At 55.6% G+C, this 18,874-nt stretch carries 26 protein-coding genes and 1 tRNA gene; 1 reads left to right on the top strand and 26 read right to left on the bottom strand.

Annotated features, from left to right (window positions below; genetic code table 11):
• Nucleotides 1-54: 54 nt before the first annotated feature.
• Nucleotides 55-573 (bottom strand): G/U mismatch-specific DNA glycosylase, encoded by a 519-nt coding sequence (gene mug, locus AQ981_RS06745; protein ID WP_058910991.1) that lies wholly within the window; start codon nucleotides 571-573, stop codon nucleotides 55-57.
• A 125-nt stretch (nucleotides 574-698) separates the two neighbouring features.
• Here mug and AQ981_RS06740 point away from each other — a divergent pair.
• Nucleotides 699-774, top strand: a tRNA-Ile gene (locus AQ981_RS06740).
• A gap of 145 nt (nucleotides 775-919) precedes the next feature.
• Here the strand turns inward: AQ981_RS06740 and AQ981_RS25780 are convergent.
• The 25 genes from AQ981_RS25780 to AQ981_RS06620 all read right to left on the bottom strand — a co-directional run bounded on the left by AQ981_RS25780 (nucleotide 920) and on the right by AQ981_RS06620 (nucleotide 18,843).
• Nucleotides 920-1,138, bottom strand: coding sequence for a DNA-binding transcriptional regulator (locus tag AQ981_RS25780; RefSeq protein ID WP_071608821.1), 219 nt, complete (start codon nucleotides 1,136-1,138; stop codon nucleotides 920-922).
• Nucleotides 1,139-1,227: 89 nt separating this feature from the next.
• Nucleotides 1,228-2,385 (bottom strand): phage late control D family protein, encoded by a 1,158-nt coding sequence (locus tag AQ981_RS06735; RefSeq protein WP_058910990.1) that lies wholly within the window; start codon nucleotides 2,383-2,385, stop codon nucleotides 1,228-1,230.
• A complete protein-coding gene (locus AQ981_RS06730) occupies nucleotides 2,385-2,864 on the bottom strand; it encodes a phage tail protein (RefSeq protein WP_058910989.1) in 480 nt (159 codons plus the stop codon). Before AQ981_RS06730 ends, AQ981_RS06735 begins: the two co-directional genes overlap by 1 nt.
• A gap of 14 nt (nucleotides 2,865-2,878) precedes the next feature.
• Nucleotides 2,879-5,320: a phage tail tape measure protein gene (locus AQ981_RS06725; RefSeq protein ID WP_058910988.1), complete on the bottom strand. Its 2,442-nt coding sequence runs from the start codon at nucleotides 5,318-5,320 to the stop codon at nucleotides 2,879-2,881.
• Nucleotides 5,313-5,432 (bottom strand): GpE family phage tail protein, encoded by a 120-nt coding sequence (locus tag AQ981_RS06720; RefSeq protein WP_058910987.1) that lies wholly within the window; start codon nucleotides 5,430-5,432, stop codon nucleotides 5,313-5,315. The genes AQ981_RS06725 and AQ981_RS06720 overlap by 8 nt, the downstream gene beginning before the upstream one ends.
• Before the next feature lie 14 nt (nucleotides 5,433-5,446).
• Nucleotides 5,447-5,761, bottom strand: a complete 315-nt coding sequence (locus AQ981_RS06715; RefSeq protein ID WP_058910986.1) for a phage tail assembly protein — start codon at nucleotides 5,759-5,761, stop codon at nucleotides 5,447-5,449.
• Nucleotides 5,762-5,827: 66 nt separating this feature from the next.
• Nucleotides 5,828-6,346 (bottom strand): phage major tail tube protein, encoded by a 519-nt coding sequence (locus tag AQ981_RS06710; RefSeq protein ID WP_058910985.1) that lies wholly within the window; start codon nucleotides 6,344-6,346, stop codon nucleotides 5,828-5,830.
• 12 nt (nucleotides 6,347-6,358) lie between these two features.
• Nucleotides 6,359-7,546, bottom strand: coding sequence for a phage tail sheath protein (locus tag AQ981_RS06705; RefSeq protein ID WP_058910984.1), 1,188 nt, complete (start codon nucleotides 7,544-7,546; stop codon nucleotides 6,359-6,361).
• Between the two features lie 130 nt (nucleotides 7,547-7,676).
• A complete protein-coding gene (locus tag AQ981_RS06700; RefSeq protein WP_058910983.1) occupies nucleotides 7,677-8,738 on the bottom strand; it encodes a phage tail protein in 1,062 nt (353 codons plus the stop codon).
• A gap of 3 nt (nucleotides 8,739-8,741) precedes the next feature.
• The gene (locus AQ981_RS06695; RefSeq protein ID WP_058910982.1) at nucleotides 8,742-9,476 is read right to left on the bottom strand and encodes a hypothetical protein; all 735 of its coding nucleotides are present in this window, start codon (nucleotides 9,474-9,476) and stop codon (nucleotides 8,742-8,744) included.
• 17 nt (nucleotides 9,477-9,493) lie between these two features.
• Complete coding sequence (locus AQ981_RS06690; RefSeq protein WP_058910981.1) at nucleotides 9,494-11,434, bottom strand: hypothetical protein; 1,941 nt, start codon at nucleotides 11,432-11,434, stop codon at nucleotides 9,494-9,496.
• 1 nt (nucleotide 11,435) lies between these two features.
• Nucleotides 11,436-12,038 (bottom strand): phage tail protein I, encoded by a 603-nt coding sequence (locus tag AQ981_RS06685; protein WP_058910980.1) that lies wholly within the window; start codon nucleotides 12,036-12,038, stop codon nucleotides 11,436-11,438.
• Nucleotides 12,031-12,939 carry a baseplate assembly protein gene (locus AQ981_RS06680; RefSeq protein WP_058910979.1) on the bottom strand — a complete coding sequence of 303 codons (909 nt, stop codon included), beginning with the start codon at nucleotides 12,937-12,939 and terminating at the stop codon, nucleotides 12,031-12,033. The genes AQ981_RS06685 and AQ981_RS06680 overlap by 8 nt, the downstream gene beginning before the upstream one ends.
• Before the next feature lie 4 nt (nucleotides 12,940-12,943).
• Nucleotides 12,944-13,291 (bottom strand): GPW/gp25 family protein, encoded by a 348-nt coding sequence (locus AQ981_RS06675; protein WP_058910978.1) that lies wholly within the window; start codon nucleotides 13,289-13,291, stop codon nucleotides 12,944-12,946.
• The gene (locus AQ981_RS06670) at nucleotides 13,288-13,929 is read right to left on the bottom strand and encodes a phage baseplate assembly protein V (protein ID WP_058910977.1); all 642 of its coding nucleotides are present in this window, start codon (nucleotides 13,927-13,929) and stop codon (nucleotides 13,288-13,290) included. Before AQ981_RS06670 ends, AQ981_RS06675 begins: the two co-directional genes overlap by 4 nt.
• Before the next feature lie 69 nt (nucleotides 13,930-13,998).
• Nucleotides 13,999-14,448 (bottom strand): phage virion morphogenesis protein, encoded by a 450-nt coding sequence (locus AQ981_RS06665; RefSeq protein ID WP_058910976.1) that lies wholly within the window; start codon nucleotides 14,446-14,448, stop codon nucleotides 13,999-14,001.
• Nucleotides 14,441-14,908: a phage tail protein gene (locus AQ981_RS06660; RefSeq protein WP_058910975.1), complete on the bottom strand. Its 468-nt coding sequence runs from the start codon at nucleotides 14,906-14,908 to the stop codon at nucleotides 14,441-14,443. Before AQ981_RS06660 ends, AQ981_RS06665 begins: the two co-directional genes overlap by 8 nt.
• Entirely contained in the window at nucleotides 14,871-15,116 is a 246-nt protein-coding gene (lysC, locus tag AQ981_RS26840) for an Rz1-like lysis system protein LysC (protein WP_082683157.1), read from the bottom strand. Before lysC ends, AQ981_RS06660 begins: the two co-directional genes overlap by 38 nt.
• On the bottom strand, nucleotides 15,016-15,429 hold the full coding sequence (gene lysB, locus AQ981_RS06650; RefSeq protein WP_058910973.1) for an Rz-like lysis system protein LysB: 414 nt from the start codon (nucleotides 15,427-15,429) through the stop codon (nucleotides 15,016-15,018). The genes lysC and lysB overlap by 101 nt, the downstream gene beginning before the upstream one ends.
• On the bottom strand, nucleotides 15,426-15,935 hold the full coding sequence (locus tag AQ981_RS06645) for a lysozyme (RefSeq protein ID WP_058910972.1): 510 nt from the start codon (nucleotides 15,933-15,935) through the stop codon (nucleotides 15,426-15,428). Before AQ981_RS06645 ends, lysB begins: the two co-directional genes overlap by 4 nt.
• Nucleotides 15,919-16,140 carry a hypothetical protein gene (locus AQ981_RS06640; protein ID WP_058910971.1) on the bottom strand — a complete coding sequence of 74 codons (222 nt, stop codon included), beginning with the start codon at nucleotides 16,138-16,140 and terminating at the stop codon, nucleotides 15,919-15,921. Before AQ981_RS06640 ends, AQ981_RS06645 begins: the two co-directional genes overlap by 17 nt.
• Nucleotides 16,131-16,334: a tail protein X gene (locus AQ981_RS06635; protein ID WP_058910970.1), complete on the bottom strand. Its 204-nt coding sequence runs from the start codon at nucleotides 16,332-16,334 to the stop codon at nucleotides 16,131-16,133. Before AQ981_RS06635 ends, AQ981_RS06640 begins: the two co-directional genes overlap by 10 nt.
• Nucleotides 16,334-16,840, bottom strand: coding sequence for a head completion/stabilization protein (locus AQ981_RS06630; RefSeq protein WP_058910969.1), 507 nt, complete (start codon nucleotides 16,838-16,840; stop codon nucleotides 16,334-16,336). Before AQ981_RS06630 ends, AQ981_RS06635 begins: the two co-directional genes overlap by 1 nt.
• A gap of 95 nt (nucleotides 16,841-16,935) precedes the next feature.
• A complete protein-coding gene (locus AQ981_RS06625; protein WP_058910968.1) occupies nucleotides 16,936-17,679 on the bottom strand; it encodes a phage terminase small subunit in 744 nt (247 codons plus the stop codon).
• A 3-nt stretch (nucleotides 17,680-17,682) separates the two neighbouring features.
• Nucleotides 17,683-18,843 carry a phage major capsid protein, P2 family gene (locus AQ981_RS06620; RefSeq protein ID WP_058910967.1) on the bottom strand — a complete coding sequence of 387 codons (1,161 nt, stop codon included), beginning with the start codon at nucleotides 18,841-18,843 and terminating at the stop codon, nucleotides 17,683-17,685.
• Nucleotides 18,844-18,874: the final 31 nt, after the last annotated feature.

Raw genomic sequence — 18,874 nt, 5'->3', positions numbered from 1 at the left:
GCCAGGCGGGGTTTTTTTATGCCGGTCAGAACGCGTCATCAACAGAAGCAGGCATTAAACGGACTGCCGCTGGTTCTCCGTTGCCAAAGCATCATAAAGTTCCCTGTAAGCGGCCACCAGTTGCTCCAGCGAGGCGCGGTTAAGTCCGCTGGGATTTGGCAATACCCATATCTGCGTCTCACCTATCCGATATTCCTGCTTCCCCCAGCGGATACCGCGACGCCCGCTGGCCTGTTCCCAGGCCTGCTTACCCAGCATCGCCAGGGCAGCGGGCTGATACCGGATGATTTTACGCTCCAGTTCTCGTCCTCCGGCGCGCAGTTCATCCAGGCCAACCTCACTGGCCTGTATCGTAGGCCGCTCCACCAGTTTCGTCACCCCGCATCCCCACTCCGGCAATAGCTGCGCTTCTTCCGGTTTAAGCTGGCGCCCGGTAAACCCGGCCAGATGGATAACTTTCCAGAAACGATTCGCCGGATGGGCGAAAGGGAAACCGGTATGGGCAGATGACTTCCCGGGATTAATTCCGCAAAAAACCACCCTCAGCCCCGGAGCCAGAATATCGGCAACCATTTTCTCTCCTTAAGATGTTCAGATTCCTGAATTATCAGGCTTTATCAGCCGGTTGTTTATAAAAACAGCATCTGTACCATTGAGGCTGGATTGACGCCCCCTGTTACATTATAATCCCTCGCCACGGCCCCTTAGCTCAGTGGTTAGAGCAGGCGACTCATAATCGCTTGGTCCCCCGTTCAAGCCGGGGAGGGGCCACCAGAATTCGATAGCAATATCAAAAAGTTAAGTCACCCTTTGAGGTGGCTTTTTTGCTTTTTATATCAGGAGTGGCGATAAAATGGCGATCTATTTTATACACTCTTAAAGGCAGTTATAAAAAACCCCGCATTCTGCGGGGTTCTCTTCACATCCAAAGCGATTCCTGTCCACCCCTTACCGGGTGTGGTGGCACTGGTTTGACATGCCCCGGCGTAACGATAAAGCGCTCAATAGACTCCATCGTCACAAAGGTGCAACTGCAATTAATGTTTGTGCACTGGTGGTAGCGTTCTTTGGTGTTTTCACTCAGATAACGGCTGGTGCGCGCGTGGGCGGCGTGCTGACACTTAGGACAGTGAAACATATGACCCCCATAAACCCGAAAAGTGATATAACATTACTCAAAAATTCATAAAATGTGAATTTATTTTCCAATAAATCACAAAATGGAATTTAATCTTCCTCCTCGTACTCGACATCCGACAACTTAACCTCAAGTTCCAGCACCGTCGTGTAACCACTGGTGCTGAGCGAATGCGTCACCTTCGTGATGATCCACGCCTGCTCATCAATGACCCGCTTAAACCCGGATACTCGTACCGGCGTTTCCGGGTAAATATCCGCCCGTCCCGTTGCCAGACTAATAGAGAACTCCGCCACACCGCGCTGTAATTTGTCCCATTTCGCCTGAGCAGCGCGCATGGCCTGAGCCCTGGTGGCGTATATCGTCGTCAGGGCGAAAACGTTGTCCGCCTCACCGGCCATGTATTCCCCTTCCCGTGCTTCCTGCTCCTTTCTGGCCTTCGGCTTGCTCGTCGCTTTCGCCTTCGGGTGCTGTAGCGCCCTGAGCTGTTGCTCTTTTGGCTTGCGTTTCAGCTTCACCTTTTGCGCCTGCTGCCTGGGGTCTTTGGTATGCAGCCATTTAGCGGTCACGCCGGTATAGGCACCCCGATCGGCAATGGCAAACTGGTGCCGGTCGCCATCGCTGCGCGTGAGGGTGATTTCCGGGATGGGCTTGCCGCTGGCAGTCACTCCCCTCCCCGCCTTCAGGAAAAGCAGCTTTCCGGCCTTTACCGAGACCTCACCGCCGTTCCGCTCCGCAAGCCGGGTCAGGAATTTTGCGTCAGACTCCTGGGACTGGTCGATATGGGAAACAGGGATACCGGCCAGACTCTCTGTCACGCTGGCCGCCAGCTTATTACGGGAGGCTATCGCCTCCACTATTGCGCCCAGGGTGGTATCATGCCATGACCCCTCACGCCGGGAATTGAGCGTCCCACGAAAGTCAGCGCTGCGGGCGCGAACCGTCACCGTATCCGGCGCCCCCCTGTGCTCAATTTCATCAACCGTAAACCGCCCCTTACCGACCAGCGCCGACCCCTTCCACCCCAGATATAACGTCAGCACCGCCCCCCTGAGCGGTAACTCGACCCGTCCGTCACTGTCGTCGATTTCAATATCGAGCTGGTCAGCCTCAAAGCCCCGGTTATCTGTCATCGTCAGGCTGATTAACCGTTCACTGATGTCCTGCGTGATATCTTCTTTTCCGACAGTCAGCATAAAATCAGGCGTGAGTGTCGCATCTGCTCCCCATGTCAGCGCATTCAGCATCAGCCCACCCCCACCATGCCAGCCAGTGACGCAGCAGCGCTCCCGGCCTTATCAATCAGCACTTCCGCCTGTTTCTGGATATCGCCATACAGGGACGCCAGCGACTCATCGACCCGGGTCAGGCTCAGGGTAAACTCAATTTTTCGCGGCGTACCATCCGCAAAAAATACCGTCTTCGTATCACTGACATTTTTTATGACATACATGCCGTATATCGTGCCGTCTCCACCAATCAGCGGCCACGCCCGCCCCTCATCGGCCATCATATTGACAGCCAGCATGGAAAGCCTGCCGCCGGTGATTTCAGGGTACAGGATACCGCTCAGCGTGATCCGCTCCTCATCCGGGCCGAGGTACTGAAAAGCGGCACGTTTACCCACACGGCTGTTAGGTGACCACCGGTAGTCCGCGCTGCGCTGCCAGTTCTGATAGGGCAGCGTCTGGCGCATAAAAACAAACAGTCCTAAAGCAAGCATCATTGTCGCTGTCCTCCTCAGTCATGCCCCATACCGGCACGCTGGCGCGCCCGTTTATCCCGCTCGTATTTTTCGAGTGCATCCTGTAGCTGGCGATCAAGCTGACCGCCCGGTACCGGGTGAGTGATACTGACATGATATTCACTGCGGCTCTGATCGATATATGACCGGCCCGCCGGCGCCGTTACAGGCTGATACGCGTTATACCCGCCGTAACTGCTCGTCGCCGGAATATAACCGCCCGCACCATACGCGGTGGCCCCGGGCCTCTCTGCTTTTTGATCAATATCTGAAGACTCTTTTTTAATGATGCCGAGTTTTTCCAGCAGCCAGGTGGCTTTGTCCCGCAGTGAATCAAATAACCGGATCGGCATCGTCAGTGCATTGCCGATAGCCTGACCAAACAGCACGCCGGCATTCCGGCAACTGTCCAGAGTTTCCTTGCTGGCCTTTACCGGCTCGATCAGGTCTTTAAACCACTGCCAGATTTTCGCCAGCCAGCCTCCCAGCGTCTCAAACACCGGCTTAAGCGGGGCGAACAACTCCGCCACCGGCGCAAAGGCCAGTCTCAGCCCCTCCACCACGCCCGCAAAAAAGGCGCTGACGGGCTCCCAGTATTTACGGATCAGTACCGCCGCGCCGACGACAGCCGCCACCACGGCCACCACTGGCCAGGAGATGGCACCAATCGCCGTCACCACGCCACCACAGACCGTCGAGAAGACGCTCCCCATCATCCCGACAACACCGATAATCGCATTGATACCGGCGACCACCGGCCAGGAGAGCAGGCCAATTGCGCCAACCGCACCAATCACGCCCAGCGCCGCGCCGCCGACGGCGGTCAGGGTCTGCGCCAGTCCTTTGTTACGGGTGATCCAGTTATCCAGCTTCAGCATATAAGTGGTGGCCGTCTGTACCAGCTTACGGAGTGACGATTCCTGCTGGTCAAACAGATCTGTCCCGACTGCCTCATACGCTGACTGAAACTCCTTAAAATCACCGCCAAGGTTATCCTGCATGACCTTTACCAGTTCTGCCGTCTTCCCGTCCGATGTTTTCAGGGTGGCCGTAAGCTGGTCGAGTTTGCCGGACGATGCCGCCGCCATCAGGACCGCCGCCGACGAGCTGGCTTCCTCCCCAAAAATGGCCTTCATATATTCGGCCCGCTGCGCCGTTCCTAACCGGTTTTTCTCAAAGCTGGTCTGCATTTCCTTCAGGATGGTAAACAACGGGCGCATATTCCCTTTTTTATCCGCCGTCTTCACGCCCAGCTCTTTAATCGCCGCCCAGGCTTTACCGGTTGGCGCCTGCAACCGGGTGATCACCGCACGGCTGCCGGTACCGGCCATTGAGCCGGTAATTTTGGCATCGTGCAGCGTCCCCACCATCGCGGCGGCCTGCTCAATGCTGATCCCGGCGTTCTTCGCCACCGGTGCCGCATAGGTGAGCGCATCACTCAGCCCGCTGAAATCAGCGGCGGTCTTGTTCATCGTCATGGAGAGCACATCGCCGATGTGACCCACAGTGTCATTAGAAAGCTGAAAAGCGGATTTCATCCCCATCAGCAGCGCGGCGTTCTCCTCCATCGTCTGGCGGTTTGCCAGCGCCATATTGAGGGTGACCGGTGTGATCGCCTGTATGGCCTCTGCATCCCCGCCCCCTTTGGCGATGATGATTTGAGCTCCTGCCGCATCATCCGCTGAGGCGGCGGTATTGTCGCCGAGCTGGCGCGCCTGCTTACGCAGTGCCGTCATTTCGGCTGAGTCTTTCGCCACCCCAAGCACAGCCTGAAGCTCTGAGTTTTTCAGCGAAAAGTCATAGCCCGGCCTGAGTACTTTACTGCCGGCCACAATACCCGCCGTCGCCATACCCACCCCCATAGCCCCCACGGACGCCGCACTTCCGGCCAGTGACTTACCGGCCTGATAACGGGATTTAACGGCATTCAGGCGCGCCTGTTGGGTACTGACCCGTGCCAGCGCTTCCCGCTGCCGGTTAAGTTGTGTGGTGGTTTCACCGATAGACGCCTTCAGACGCCGCTCATCTGCCGCCAGTGACCGGGTATTGATTCCAGCCTGACTCAGTTCCTGCCGCTGGCGCTGCACAGCCAGTCGCAGACTGTTGTGCTTCGCCTGAAGCTCTGCCGCACTGCGCCGGGCAGCCTCCATGGCCCGCGCCTGTTCCCGGGTGGGGTTAGTGGTCTTTTTAAACTGGATAGCCAGCGCCGCCGCTTCCTGTTTCGCTTTCTTCAACGCCTGCCCGGTCACCGCCAGTTGCGCACTGGATTTGCGAAACCCGTCAATACGGGACGCCTGGCCGTTCAGATCGCGCAGGGTTTTCTGCGTGTCCCGTATATCACCCGACAGCGATTTACTGGCTGTGCGGATGGATTTAAACGGACGGGTAGCCTGATCCACAGCCCTGAGCAGCACTTCAATCTTTACGTTGTTACTCACTGGTATTCCCGCTTCGCTGTAGCGCCTTTTCGCGCCAGATAAGGAGATCGGTCAGACCGAGGGAATAAAGCTCTGACGGCGGCCAGTGGAAGATCACCGCGATATCCGCCATCAGGTCATCAACAGTCAGCCGGGAAGGGAACTCTGTTGTCCCGAATTCCCGGACAAAAAACCGACCACCTTACCGGCAAACGACATCAGGTCCGGCCATTCCATCATTGACACCTCATACTCAGTCAGCGACGGGTATGTCATGCGTGGCAGTACCTTAATCAGGGCATCGACATCAGAAGTCGCCAGCGCGGCCAGCGACACGCCGCGCAGCGTGCCCGCATTGGGTTTCATCAGGGTAACCTGACTAACCAGCTCCTCCCCGCGTCGGATGGGATTTTCCAGGGTGATAATGTTCTGATTTTCAGTCGTTACGTTCTCTTTTTTCATGATGATTTCTACTCTGTCAAAAAAGGGAAAAAGGACCGGCCATTGTGCTGACCGGTCATTCAGGTATTACAGGCCGATATTCCGGCGGTGCTGTTCCAGGCGATTATTGCCGTTGACGTTCTCCACCATGTTCACGGTGTCAATTTCCACCATCACCTTTCCGTTCATGGTCAGCTTGTAGTACGTGCAGATCACCGGGATTTTTGATTCAGTATCTTCACCCTGCTTACCTTCACCAGTATCGACTTCTTTCTGGCGGCCACGCATCACCACTTCAACGGGGATAGTTTCCCCGGTGTCGTCCCGCTGGTAAGAACCGGCAAAACGCAACGGTACCGCATCAACACCAACGGCCCCGTACAGCGACCAGATGGCTTCATCAGGAAATCCGCCGACAGAAAACTCCATCGACAGGGCATCATCATCCAGACCCAGATCCACCGGGGCGCTGCCATTCATACCGGCGCCACGGTAGTTCTCCAGTTTGCGGGTCAGCTTAGGCAGAGTCACCGACTGTGCGACCCCCATAAAACTGACGCCGTCATAAAAAAGATTCATGTACTTGAGCTTGCGCGGTAATGCCATCAGTCAGACTCCTTAACTGTTGTTGACTGACGAGATAAGATTCGCCAGATATTTGTCAGTGATACGCTGGCGTAACGTCAGGTTTTCCAGCGGCGGGACCGGCGTATAGTCGTAATCCAGAATGAGCTTTCCGGCCTTCAGGGTTTCCTCATCGTTGGCGCTTTCGTCAAACCAGCACTGCGCATCAACGATGTACCCATTCGTTTTCAGCTCGCGGAACTTCGCGTTAATACCTTCCACGATGTCGCGGATAAGCGTCGCAGTGACCGGCTTATCCACCGCCCACATATGCCCCTCAGCCATGGTGTCGGCGATCACCTGTGCAGTGCGGGTGTAGTTCTCAAACAGGAAAAGCGGGTCATCAGAGCAGGTCCGGTTTCCCCAGAAGCGGAAACCCTCTTTGCGGATCAGGGTGGTCACCCCGGCCTCATTGAGGAGATCGGCATCAGTACCGGATTCCTGCAAATCCCAGAAGACAGACGCACTGATACCGGTGACGCCATTGACGCCCACATTTGACAGGGTTTTATGCCAGCCGGTGTCCTGGTCGATTTTCGCCCGCAGCCCCAGCGCCCGCGCAGTGGCGTAAGCCGTTGTGCCGGCGTTCGCCGTGGTGTCCCATGCCAGAAAATCCGGCCAGATGACCATCAGCTCACGCTGGCTGAAGTTATCGCGGTACAGCCTGGCCTCAGAAACCGTCCGACAGTCCCACGCGCTGACATAGCCAAAAGCGCGCAGCTTCTGACAGACTGACGCCAGCGCCGTTGATACCGCCTGCGTATCCAGTCCCGGCACGCCGATAATACGGGGTTTTACGCCGGTTACCGCCTCCGCAGTTAACAGCGCTTTCATGCCGGTATATTTGCCATTCTCATCCGTGGTGCCGATGATATTTGAAACCGTCTGCGCGAGAGCATCCTCATCGTTGCCGGCGCCCTCCTCCACACGGACCACCACAATGACCGGCTTTGACTGGTCGGCGATAGCCTGAAGCGACGCAGACAGGGTGCCCTTTTTACCGGCCTTACCAATCGCGGTCTGTACATTCGTAATCAGTGCCGGTTCATTAAGGGGAAATGTTGCGGCGTCAGCATCGCTGGCCGTGCAGACCATACCGATGACCGCTGTCGAGACAGTGGAAATGACGCGGGTGCCGTCGTTGATTTCGACGACCTGCACGCCGTGATGATAGTCACTCATCCGTTTACCTCATGGTTAATGGATTATTTCGTGGTTAACAGGCGTGTTTATTGTCCGGGGTCACCGGCAGACGGGCGAGCGGATGAGGTTTGCAGGGGAACAGCACAACAGAAAAGCCCCGTTGCGGGGCTTACGCGACACGACTCCAGCACATAAGCAGGGTATGCGCCTCAGTCACGCTGAGAGACTTGCCTTGCCCAAGGTTTTCCGTTTCCCCCTGTACAATATGGCTGTGAGATCCCAAGGCAATCTGATGAATATGCTCGCCAGCGCTGTCAGTGCTGCCTGCTGCGTTAGGATCAAACAAAACCCTGACTCCTCCCCCTAACTCCCATTCGTTGTTTCGTTCTGGAACACCACCATGTACATGCTCCCCGGCGGGGAGAGTTTCTTTAGTTCCCAGGTCAACATCGGTTGCCACACCGGTCACAGTGATCGGCGCTGCCGGGAGGTGCTGACGCGTCAGGGTGACGGTATCGCTTCCACCGGTCTGACCAACGTCTGAGCCGTCGGCCTTACCGATGCGTATCGTTTTATTTTCACCGGTATATATCCATTCTGACCATGGCCATTTTTCGTTTGGATTCAGCCACTGATTAAAAAATCGGGTTGTGCCGACCGGATTATCCTCTTCCCACATATCACGCCGCGCCTGGGAAATTTCAGATTTCACCATATGCTGGAGTTGAGCGCCCATTTCGTCAACGTAATCTTTTACTTCGCTTTTCGCTTTTTCGACCTCGCTGACCGACGCCATAATGACCGCCGGATCTGCAATTAAATTAACGTCCGCCGCATTACTCACGGCAATCCAGATATTTACAGCCTGCTGCCGGCCAGCACCAGATGAAAGTTCAGGCTTAAATGATTCTGGGAGATTGGCCACTGCCAGACACAAACCACTATCATCAAAGAGTGCCGCCTCCCGTATCCAGAAGCCGCCCTTCTGGGCCGGAATGACTATCTCCGCACGAATAATATTTTGCCTATGATCTGCGATAATCAGCCGATTGAGCGGGGCGCGGTACACCTCATTAACCAGAGCATTCTGATCTGCATCAGGCAAAGGCAAATATCCTCCCCCATCCCCAACGGCCATATAGGCAAAACCAACCGGGACGCCGGTCAGCGCGGCGGTGGCTACAGCCTTTTCCCCTGCGTGCGTTAACAATGCATAAAACTGGCGCACCATGCTTCACCCCATCAATGAAATAAGTTTATCCATTTCGCCCGATGTCAGAGCACCATTGAATGCCAGAATGTGCCCATAATTTCCCGGTCGCAATAACAATGTATTCTCATTATTCACCAGCCCAAATTGATAAGCAGGATGGAGCACCAGCCCTTTAATCTCATTGATATGGAATGTTCTGCTATAAGTGGTGCCAACTCTGATTGTTACCATCCCTGAAAGGGTATCAATACAAAAAACCACTGATAACACACTGCCAGCAGTTAACAATGGACCATCGTAATCATCCGCTGTTGAGGTATATTCACCAACCCTGAATAATAACTTTCCATCAGTATCATTGCGAATCCAGAATGTAGATCCAGTCGGCGCGGCATGACTTGAAATACCGATCCCCCCTGTCACTTTTGCTGCAAAAGTTGCACCGCCATTAAATGTCGATACAAATGATCTCCAGCATGTATTTTGACTACCGATAACCACCGCTGAAGTGCCGTCACGAAGTGAAGTGATTGAAAATGACTCCGCCCCAACGGTTCCGAGGTATGAGTCAGTCATCCTGTCATATAGTGATTGTGGTGACGAGCCAGAAACACGCCCGTAAATATCATCAATATACGGCCAGTAGATAATCCCTGGAATATTTGCCACCGCAATTTCATTGCTCGTAATATCGAGAGGGATGGATCCCGTTTGCCCTGGAATATCATCAAGAATAAAAGCAACACGAGTAGTCATTATACCTGGCTCCTTAATTATTTAATTTCCAGCACTTTGCCGACTGAAAAGTTATAAAGATAATCACTGTCGTAAGATGACCGGTCTCTCTCATCACTGTCACGAACAGCCCCACCCGCACCCGCCTCACCGATCGCGTATTTAACAACAGAACCTGCGACCGGAGCTGTTGACAGAGATAAAATTACAGAGACGCCATCCCCACCAGTTGTGACAGATGTAACAGAGACGTTAGTATCCGAAATATAAAAACCGCAGCAACCATCAGTATTAACCCCGCGCTCAGTATCGAGCACCAGTTTGCCAATCGGCCCCGGAGTATCATCACCACCATTGAGCATATTATTAAACCTGATAGTCAGTGTTGTGCCAGCCAGCGCGGCTGACACCGGGCGAAGGCAATCCCATTTCCTCCCCCCGAGCATGAACCTCCGGGCACGGGCCCGCAGTTCTCCCACTTTGACATATCCCTCCGCTAAAAGATGTTGCGCATCATAGCGAGGAAACTGATATTTCGGACAATACAGAATAAAATCGGGGTCAGTTTCGTGCAGGTTTACCTGCGCAGACGCGACGCCCTCTGAAGCCAGTCCGCCAGTATTGCACTGTGAATATGTCATTTTAATTGAGCGCCGTGACTGCCCGGTCCGTAAAATGACATCGTCACGGAAATCACTCAACCATTCCCGGCAGTATCCTTCATACACGGCCTGCCCTGTATACAGCTCAGCCTCACCGTGCGTAACATCCAGATCACCAGCGCGGTATATCATACCTTGTTCTTCAATAATCTCTCTTGCTGCATCAATGGCATTAAACATCGCCTGCCAGACATTCGAGCCTTTTTTCAGCGAAGCGTATTTACTCGCCCCTTTTGCTGACACTATCGGCAATAGCCTGAAACGTACGTTTTTTTGTTTTTTTAATGCTGTCATTAATGCGTCAGCGTATGACGAACAGATAGTTTGTCCTACAACACCACCGTCCCAGCGCTCATACATAGGTTCAATTCCGGTGAAGTCTGTAATCTCCGGGGGGACGTATGTGTCATTATTTACAAACACACGCACACCCAGTTTATTACCGGCAGAATCAACCCCTTTTAGCATTAAACATAAATTGCCATGTTGTGATGGTGCAGATGAAAATACCTCACCGGATAATCCTCCCCCCGGCACAGTATTGATAAAACCACGGGAACCGAGAGCCAGCGACTGACCTGTAAACACATCAATAATGACAAGCGATGGAGTGTAAACCGACTCGCCAATAGATTGCTGCCTACCGTCAACATACATACCGTTTTCATCCAGATACCACACATAAGCACCACCCACGATTAATCCGTCAATAACACCTTTCGGACCGCGTGGCAGTTTGCTCTTTGTTGTACCAGTCAATTTATTGACCAGTTCAGGGTTAGCCAACGTTCGGAATATTTCCTCGTATTTATCATGCGAGTGTGAACTGATAAACTCCCCGAGCTTATTCACTGCGATTAACCATTTCTCTCCTGAGATAACGCCCCAGCGTATATCTGACGGCCCCCGAGGTATTTTTTTTACAGTCAAGTATGACGATGAATTATAAAAGTCCCGAAAAAGTTCAACTGTAAGCTTTCCATTTGACATAAAGGCAACGGGAACAGCCACACCTGAATTATTCAGGTAATAGATAAATGAATATTCACCGGTCGCATGGGCCACACGAAACAACTGTCCGTCCTTAGTTGATGACAGCCCGGCATTCTCCCCTGACTCATCTCCAGCACTGGGATAGAATGTAAATTCCTGACTGTCAAAATTTGACTCAATAATTTTTTTTAAAAATAGCGTCCTGTTTGCAAGCTGTCTGGCCTGACGGTTAGCGGGTCCATGAATCCCCCCCTCCACTTTTTCACCGCGCTTTATCATGGAAATACCATTTTCCCATAACGGCGTTTCAATTATATCTGTCATATCATTCCCCGGAATAATGGTAATTTCCGTCATAATTCACAACGGCATCATAATAAACACTGTCATCCGGTTCATATCCTGGTGGATATACCGTAATCACATCCCCCTCAACAACAGCCACACCGGTGTATATCGAACCGCCCGATCCAACTGAAATTGTCAGTTGCGAGACATGACGGCTGGCGGGCTTCGTCTCTCCGATAAGGCGCTCCAGCTCCCTGAGCATCGGCTCACTGATGCCGGCCTCTTTCAGGTCAACGGTCAGCCGGAACGTACCCGCCGGATCGGCGACCTGCCACCACTCCTCAATCGTCATGGCATAGCCGAGGTTTTCAATCACCCGCCGGACGGCGGCTACTGAGCCCTTACGCTGATGGATCCAGAAAGCATCCGCCACCGCCCGGCGCTTTTCGCTTTCGCGCCAGCCCTCGTCCCAGGCATCCACAGAAAACGCCCAGGCGAGGTACGGCAGAAACGCAACCGGGCAGGAATACGGGTTCCACAGGTCACGCAGCGGCACCTGTAAATCACAGAGCCTGGCGCACGCCTGCGCAGCGCGACGCTCTGACGCAGACGCGCCGGGCGGCAACAGGTCGCTACTCATCCGATCCACCGATCACCACCTGATAATCCGTGCAGTTTGCCGCCTGAGTTTTATCCAGCACCACATCAACCAGCGGGGCGGCCAGCTCCACCCGTTGCACACCCTGGACATGCAGCGCGGCATAAATAGCAGAGCGGCGGATATCACGCCCGAGGCGGCGCTGTTCGTTGATATAGGCGACTAACTGCTCTTTAGCCGCCGCCAGAATGGGCTCAGTCGCCGGACCGGGGTAGACATACAGCACAGCATCCACGGCATAATTCACAATCTGCGCGGACTGCACAGTCACCCGATCAGCTACCGGACGCACCTCCTCATCATTCAGCGCTGCCGCAACAGCGGCCAGCAGACCAGCAGTGGCCGTGCCGTCGCCGTCCCGTGACAGTACAGTGACCGTGACTTCCGCCGGCGCCGGGCTTATCACTGACGCATCCGCGACCTGGCCATCCGCACTCAGGGCATGGAATTCATAGGCACCTGTCGGCCCGGCCACGCTCATCCCCTCAAAAGCGGCCGGAATACGCTGGCGTAAATCCCCGTCAGACTCCATCACCGCCGCCGTCGGGGGCGTGGAGGTATCATCCGCCGGGGTGATGGTCAGCCGTTTAACGTTATTGTTTGCCGCCAGATTATCGAGGTCACTGCTCAGGGCATAAGCGACCATGACGGCCCGGGCGGCTTCATTCACCCGCTGGCGTAGCAAAACTTCGCGGTAGGCGTTCTCCTCCAGCACCTTGACAATGGGCTCCGACTCCAGCGCCAGCGTGCGGGCAATCGCATCCTGTTCATCTTCCGGGTACAGGGAAATCAGCGTCGCCTTTCTTTCAGCGAGCAGGGTCTCATAATCCAGCGTTTCCACCACATCCGGGGCAGGTAGCTGGCTCAGGTCAATGACGGGCATAGTGTCAACTCAGTGGAATGATGGAAGAAAAACCCGCGCCGGTGTCCTGGCGCTGGCCGGTGATTTCCGCGGTCATGTTCCCGCTGGCGTCCCGCTCCACGGTCAGCCCGGTCAGACTGACGCGAGGCTCCCACTTCAGGAGAGCCATATAACAGGCGGCCATAATTTGCAGTTTCAGCGCGTCACTCTGCGGCTGGTCAATCAGGGCAGACAACAGCGACCCGTAATCACGGCGCATCACCCGCGAACCGATGGGCGTGCGCAGAATGTCACTCATGCTCTGACTGATATGCTCATCATCGGTCAGGGCTCTGCCGGTGGTCCGGTTCATGCCGGTATAACGGATTGTCATTGGGTGCCCTCCGTCCAGTCATCGCCCTGACGCACTGCGCCATGACTGTGATTGTCAATCTGTACGCCGTTCGAGGTAAACGCGCCGCCGGTGTGAGCAATGTTCCCGGACATGGTGCCGCCCTTCTGCACTTCCAGCGTGCCGGTGATCAGTTTGCTGGTACAGACCACTTCCGGGGTGTCGAGGGTGATGCGCGTATCGGCTTTAATCAGGACCAGCGGCACCGTCGCGGTAACAGACTCTGAGGCCGTAATCGTGGCGGTTTTAATACCGGTGACAGTCAGCGCGCCGCTGGCGGGCTCATATTCCAGCGCTGCTCCGTCAGGAAACGACACATGCCAGGCGTCCGCCGAGGCCGACGGCGCGGACGCATCGTCAGAGAAAATTGCCGGCAGAACAAAAGCAACATCCAGCTCACCGCCAACGGACAGGATCAACACCTGCTCACCGACTGACGGCGCCCACCAGACACGCGAACGCCCGGCGCGGCAGGTCAGCCACTGGAGCCAGTCGGTCATGATGCCGCCCGTCTGCACGCGACAGCGTCCGGCATCCGTGTCTGTCTCGACGATGATGCCGGTGCGTATCATGTTGCGCAGCAGTCGCGCGAGTTCATTTAATTGAGCAAGTATATTCATACCGGAAAGGATGCCGCCGGGGATGTCCGGCGGCAATTCGGGCGGGTTTTCTCAGGTGTGACACAACTATCAGCCAGACAGGCGCTTAATGATAATGTCCTCAATAACCTGACGGTCACCGTCAGCAAATCCCAGCAGCTCACGCGCCGGATATTCCACCGGACTGCTGTTGCGGGCTGGCCTGTCCCTGAGCCCGTACTGATGAACCTGCGCGATACGCTGCACCCTGCCGGTAAACTCCACTACCGCCGCCTCCGTCGTGGCACTGGCTTTCATAAAGCGACTGGTACGCAGCTTCGCAAACATTTCACGTTTAACCCGGCCCTTCTTTCCCCTGACCGGCTGGCGCTTCCTGGCTGCATATGGCTTACCGTCCGGCGCAGTCTGCGCTTTAATACGCTTCTGCTGGCGCTGGCGCAGTGTCTTCGCGATATCAGCAGCCATCCTGCGACGTTCAGCAGGCGACAGGGAAGCAATCAGGGCGGCCAGCCGGTCCTCAAAAGGGGTAAATTCATTCATGCCACACGCTCACCAGTTCATCGCCGGCATACAGGGCGGTGGGCCTGGTTACCGGCTCCGGCGGTGACGGCTCCGGCACATGCCGCACATGGAGACGGCCGTCCGACTCACTGACGAGGGTGCGCTCCGTGAGCATCAGGCTGATGCTCACGTCCTGGCTGTCATCGTTATTAATATCTGCAAACCAGGTGAATCCTTTTTTCCGGCCTTCGTCCGTGGTCATGATGTCCGGCTGATGTTCCCGCAGCCATGCCTGAATCGGGACCAGCAGATAATCCAGCTCCCCGGTATAGTCCGTCACCACCACGTTGAGGGTGTACTGGTTTTCAAAAGAGAGCGACGCGGCCAGCGTGGAGGCAATTTTCCCGCTGTCGATAAACAGCCTTACCATCTCGGGATTTTTGCGCAATACCGGCACGGCATCAGTTAAGGCTTTGCGTAAACTTCGCGGCTTCAGCATCAAGTTCATCCTGGCAGTATTTAACGGTTTCCACCTGAAGGGCACAACTTTCCAGCGCGCGTTCAAGCTGGCGAATATCGGCGCTCAGGTCACCCTGGGTTTTCGGGTCACTTTCCGGCATCGGGCACAGGCTGACTTTCGGACAACCGCTGTAAACAATGACCGGCGCTGGCACAGGCGGCGCGTTGGTGCACCCGGCGGACAGCATCAGGCAGATCAGCGCCGTACCAGCGGCGAAACGCTTCATTTTCATTAAGTAACCTCGCGATAGTCTGTTCACGCCGTACCGCCAGTGCCCCGGCAGCGTCCAGTTTCTGACGCAGTTCCGCGTGCGCCCGCTCGTTTTTATCAGCCCTGTTACCTGCAACCGTGAGCTGATTTTTCAGCATGACAATCTGGTTTTTCTGCTCACCGGCGACCTGATTTGCTCGGGCAAAAGAACGTGTCAGATTGCTGTTCTCCCGCTTGAGCCAGAACAGACACGCCAGGCATAACAGCAGGGCAATCATCAGCGTTTTCATTTAATCCCCTTAAGGCAGTAATCCCGTTCACGCACACGCCGGTTTTCCAGCCCCTTATTCCGCACACCGTTGACATACACCCAGCGCGGAAACTGGTCACAGGCCGCCTCCCACTGGCCGCGCTTCACAAAGTGCGCCAGCGTCGAATCACATGCGGCGCCGGATCCGACATTAAAGGCAAAGCTGACTACCGCGTCATAAACCGGCGGCGGCATATCAACCGGCAGACATATCGCGAGACGGCGCTCCACATTCAGCACATCGCTGACCAGATTCTCCGCCGCTTCCCGCTCGGTGATGTCCCGTTTGGGTACCACCCCGGCAGTGTGGCCGATGCCGGATGTCCAGACTCCGGCGCTGCACTGATACGGGCGCAACCGGCACCCCTCCAGATCGGCAATCAGTGCCAGCCCGCCTGCCGATGTATTCAGGAGCCGGAAATCCGGTACCAGGACCGCCAGCGCCAGTACAATAGCCACGCTACAACGCTTAACGATTGAGCCCACGAATAGCCCCCTCACCCAGCCCCAGAGACCGGAGATAGTTATAGGTCTTGCGGCGGTACCATAAATTCACCAGCGCGGTGAAAATGGCGCAGCCGCCCCCCACGTAAAGCGCTAACCGCTCTGTTGTCTGCGCGCCAAAATATGCCAGCGCCACAGACAGCCAGTAGGTCAGAAACGTGGTGATTTTTTCCGTTGTCAGTCCCACAGATTCACCGTCTCCGTAACAGATGATGACGGCACGGCGGGCAGATCAATAACCGTGCCGTGGGGCAGAATAACTCCCAGCTCAGCCAGACCCGGATTGGCATCCAGCACCCGTTCAAACACCGCCTGCGTTCGCCCGTAATACCGCTGACAGATAATGTCCAGGGTGTCACCCTGGCTGGCGATAACGTTCATCAGATTTGCCCCACAATGCAGCGGGGTTTGTCCTGGATTCGCGCCACAGACCAGCGCATATCCCGCCACAGTTCATCAATGGTGCCATCAATGCTGTCGGCCTTTTTATCGCCCTTCGCACTGGCATCCACCCCGCGATAACGCTCGTAAAGCGATGCCGTCGCCATCGCACACACGGCACGGGTATAGTGAAAAACGCGCACACTTTCGCCGTCGATGTCATCTGCCGGGACATCCGTCAGACTGGAGAAACCGGCGGCGATCTGCGCTTCGCGGTAGTCGAACAACTCCGCATTGGTTTCCGCCATTCCGGCGCGGATGGCCTCCCGTAACCGTTCCGGCGCGATGGTCTGCTCAAGACGCATCAGCGCCCGCACCCGCTTCGGATCGATATCCGGGAAAAAGAACGTATTTTTAATAACCGGCTCATCCACGGCGGCAGGCGGTATCACCACGCCTGCGCCGCCCGGTTCTCCGGTGTTTTTTTCAATAATCAGCGTTTTCATGACTACCTCTGAAAAGGTGGGCGGTGGACGCCGGTCTCAGGTCAGGTAAATCACCGTCATCGACCGGCGTGCCGCCCGGCGCGGGGCGCATTCTGTTAACCGGCGTTTTTTCTGGGACGACCCCGCCCTCGCTTCGCCGGTGCGGCGGCGCTGGTCCGGGATTTTGCCGGGGTTTTACGTTTAGCGGCGGGTGCCGGGTTCAGTTCCCGACCCAGACGCTCAATCTCTTTTTTCACGCCTGCCCCTCTGTCGAGCTGCATCGCCCGCTGAAGGTGCGCCAGCGCGTCAGCAGGCTGACCGTTGTCCCGCAGTACCAGACCGGTAACCTTATGGAGCCGGGCGCGCACCTGGTCCGGCATATCGTCCGCAGTGGTCAGCGCGAGGGTTTCCAGCAACTGGCAGACCGCCACCGGCTGTCCGGCATCGCGGGCCCGGAGAGCGGCAAGGGCCACCTCTTCGGCCAGCAGGTAAGGCACCGGGCGTTCATGACGGCCCGGCATTGCCAGACCGCAGCGCAGCGCATAACGGGCGATTTCCAGCGCGCCGGTGATATCCCCGACATCCAGCCGCCACAGCATGACCGTCATCAGGATGTCATCCTGTGCGCCAGTCCCCTTCTCCAGCACACCGGTTACCCACGGCAGCCAGAACGGCAGCAGCTCGCGCTTTTTATCTGCCTTACGCTCAACGGAACGGATGTTTTTCAGGGCGCGACAGTCTGCGGCCATCTTGACGAGCATTTGCTCATAAGCGCTGGCATGGCGCAGCGGGGTTTGTTCCCGCTGCGCAGCCATCATGGCCGAGACCCGCATCCGGTGACGCTGTGCGGGGCTCATCATGATTTATGCCTCCCCGCCCTGAGCCGGTGCTGTCTGTGAACCAACCAGTAACTGGACCGCCTTCGCCAGTTCTGCCGCCAGTGCGCTGGCGCCGGGCGTCTCATCGGTGGCGTCTTCGTCCGGCTCCAGAATCTCAATGTTTTCAATCAGGCAGCAGGCGCTGTAGTCCTCAATGACGAAATCGACTTTCACCTGTTCGTAGTTTTCCACCTGATCGAGCTTCGGGTTTTCGGTGATGTGGCGGCGGTGGCCATCCTCATAGAGGTAAATCGACAGGTTATCCAGCGGGGTGATCATGATGGCATTGGCCGGGAAGAATGGCGCCCGCACAGCCTGTAACTGCCCGATGGTTTTCTGGCTGATAATCAGCTCACCGGCCAGATGTTCGCTGTTCGCCTGAAACTTGTTAATCATCGGGAAATATTTGTCGGTCAGGATACGTCGACCGCAAATCACCACCATTTCCGGGTTTTCGCGGTGAACCTCATCAATCAGGGATTCCTGCGTATCCATAACCAGAGCGTCGATGTTGGCATAATGCCCGCCCTTACTTTTTCGGCCGATTTTGATGGTGTCCGAAATAACGGTACCGTCATCATCAGTAACGTTATTCATCACGCGCTCAGGAGCGTCATTGCGACATTTCTGTAACCAGCCGACCGCGACATCCTGCAACAGCGGATTTGCCGTGCGATCAGAGGTGGGCGCACGCATCACCCCGTTAAAGCCGACAGTGATATAGTCCAGCGCCTGGCGCCGGATAATGGCGTTACGGATACGGATCTGAAAATCCTGATAACGGGCCCACAAATCCAGCTTGTTATATTTCAGATGAAAATCGAAGTTCATCGGCTGGCAGAAATAGCGGAAGCTGTCCAGCTTTGAAAAGTCTGCGGTCTTACGTTCCACGTTATTATCGGTATCGGTGGTGCTGGCAATGGTGCCGTTGACATCAATACCGACTTTCTCCTCCGTCAGCTCTTTGACCACCACCATATTGATCAGCTTCAGGAAGGAAGAGGACTGCTGAATCTTGTCAAACAGGGTCTGCGTGACCGAAGGCTCAACGGTGAATTTTTTATTCAGATCGTTAACGCTGACATTATTCAGCTCGGCGATACGGCTCAGGTACTGATTAAATTTAAAACGGGTTTCTGCTCGCATTATGTCTGTTTTCCTGTGAATAAATTCAGGG

The sequence above is a fragment of the Entomohabitans teleogrylli genome (assembly GCF_001484765.1).
GTDB lineage: Bacteria > Pseudomonadota > Gammaproteobacteria > Enterobacterales > Enterobacteriaceae > Entomohabitans > Entomohabitans teleogrylli.
Note: the sequence above shows the minus strand (reverse complement) of the source record. Positions and strands in the feature narration are given on the sequence as shown.

Coding starts and splice junctions, on each gene's coding strand:
- AQ981_RS06695 (WP_058910982.1), bottom strand. CDS start 9,476: ATGACTACTCGTGTTGCTTTTATTCTTGATGATATTCCAGGGCAAACG.
- AQ981_RS06715 (WP_058910986.1), bottom strand. CDS start 5,761: ATGAAAAAAGAGAACGTAACGACTGAAAATCAGAACATTATCACCCTG.
- AQ981_RS06730 (WP_058910989.1), bottom strand. CDS start 2,864: ATGATGCTTGCTTTAGGACTGTTTGTTTTTATGCGCCAGACGCTGCCC.
- AQ981_RS06670 (WP_058910977.1), bottom strand. CDS start 13,929: ATGAATATACTTGCTCAATTAAATGAACTCGCGCGACTGCTGCGCAAC.
- AQ981_RS06690 (WP_058910981.1), bottom strand. CDS start 11,434: ATGACAGATATAATTGAAACGCCGTTATGGGAAAATGGTATTTCCATG.
- AQ981_RS06700 (WP_058910983.1), bottom strand. CDS start 8,738: ATGGTGCGCCAGTTTTATGCATTGTTAACGCACGCAGGGGAAAAGGCT.
- AQ981_RS25780 (WP_071608821.1), bottom strand. CDS start 1,138: ATGTTTCACTGTCCTAAGTGTCAGCACGCCGCCCACGCGCGCACCAGC.
- AQ981_RS06705 (WP_058910984.1), bottom strand. CDS start 7,546: ATGAGTGACTATCATCACGGCGTGCAGGTCGTCGAAATCAACGACGGC.
- lysC (WP_082683157.1), bottom strand. CDS start 15,116: ATGCTGTCCGCCGGGTGCACCAACGCGCCGCCTGTGCCAGCGCCGGTC.
- mug (WP_058910991.1), bottom strand. CDS start 573: ATGGTTGCCGATATTCTGGCTCCGGGGCTGAGGGTGGTTTTTTGCGGA.
- AQ981_RS06660 (WP_058910975.1), bottom strand. CDS start 14,908: ATGCTGAAGCCGCGAAGTTTACGCAAAGCCTTAACTGATGCCGTGCCG.
- AQ981_RS06635 (WP_058910970.1), bottom strand. CDS start 16,334: ATGAACGTTATCGCCAGCCAGGGTGACACCCTGGACATTATCTGTCAG.
- AQ981_RS06680 (WP_058910979.1), bottom strand. CDS start 12,939: ATGCCCGTCATTGACCTGAGCCAGCTACCTGCCCCGGATGTGGTGGAA.
- AQ981_RS06685 (WP_058910980.1), bottom strand. CDS start 12,038: ATGAGTAGCGACCTGTTGCCGCCCGGCGCGTCTGCGTCAGAGCGTCGC.
- AQ981_RS06720 (WP_058910987.1), bottom strand. CDS start 5,432: ATGGCGGATATCGCGGTGATCTTCCACTGGCCGCCGTCAGAGCTTTAT.
- AQ981_RS06630 (WP_058910969.1), bottom strand. CDS start 16,840: ATGAAAACGCTGATTATTGAAAAAAACACCGGAGAACCGGGCGGCGCA.
- AQ981_RS06620 (WP_058910967.1), bottom strand. CDS start 18,843: ATGCGAGCAGAAACCCGTTTTAAATTTAATCAGTACCTGAGCCGTATC.
- lysB (WP_058910973.1), bottom strand. CDS start 15,429: ATGAAAACGCTGATGATTGCCCTGCTGTTATGCCTGGCGTGTCTGTTC.
- AQ981_RS06735 (WP_058910990.1), bottom strand. CDS start 2,385: ATGCTGAATGCGCTGACATGGGGAGCAGATGCGACACTCACGCCTGAT.
- AQ981_RS06710 (WP_058910985.1), bottom strand. CDS start 6,346: ATGGCATTACCGCGCAAGCTCAAGTACATGAATCTTTTTTATGACGGC.
- AQ981_RS06675 (WP_058910978.1), bottom strand. CDS start 13,291: ATGACAATCCGTTATACCGGCATGAACCGGACCACCGGCAGAGCCCTG.
- AQ981_RS06665 (WP_058910976.1), bottom strand. CDS start 14,448: ATGAATGAATTTACCCCTTTTGAGGACCGGCTGGCCGCCCTGATTGCT.
- AQ981_RS06625 (WP_058910968.1), bottom strand. CDS start 17,679: ATGATGAGCCCCGCACAGCGTCACCGGATGCGGGTCTCGGCCATGATG.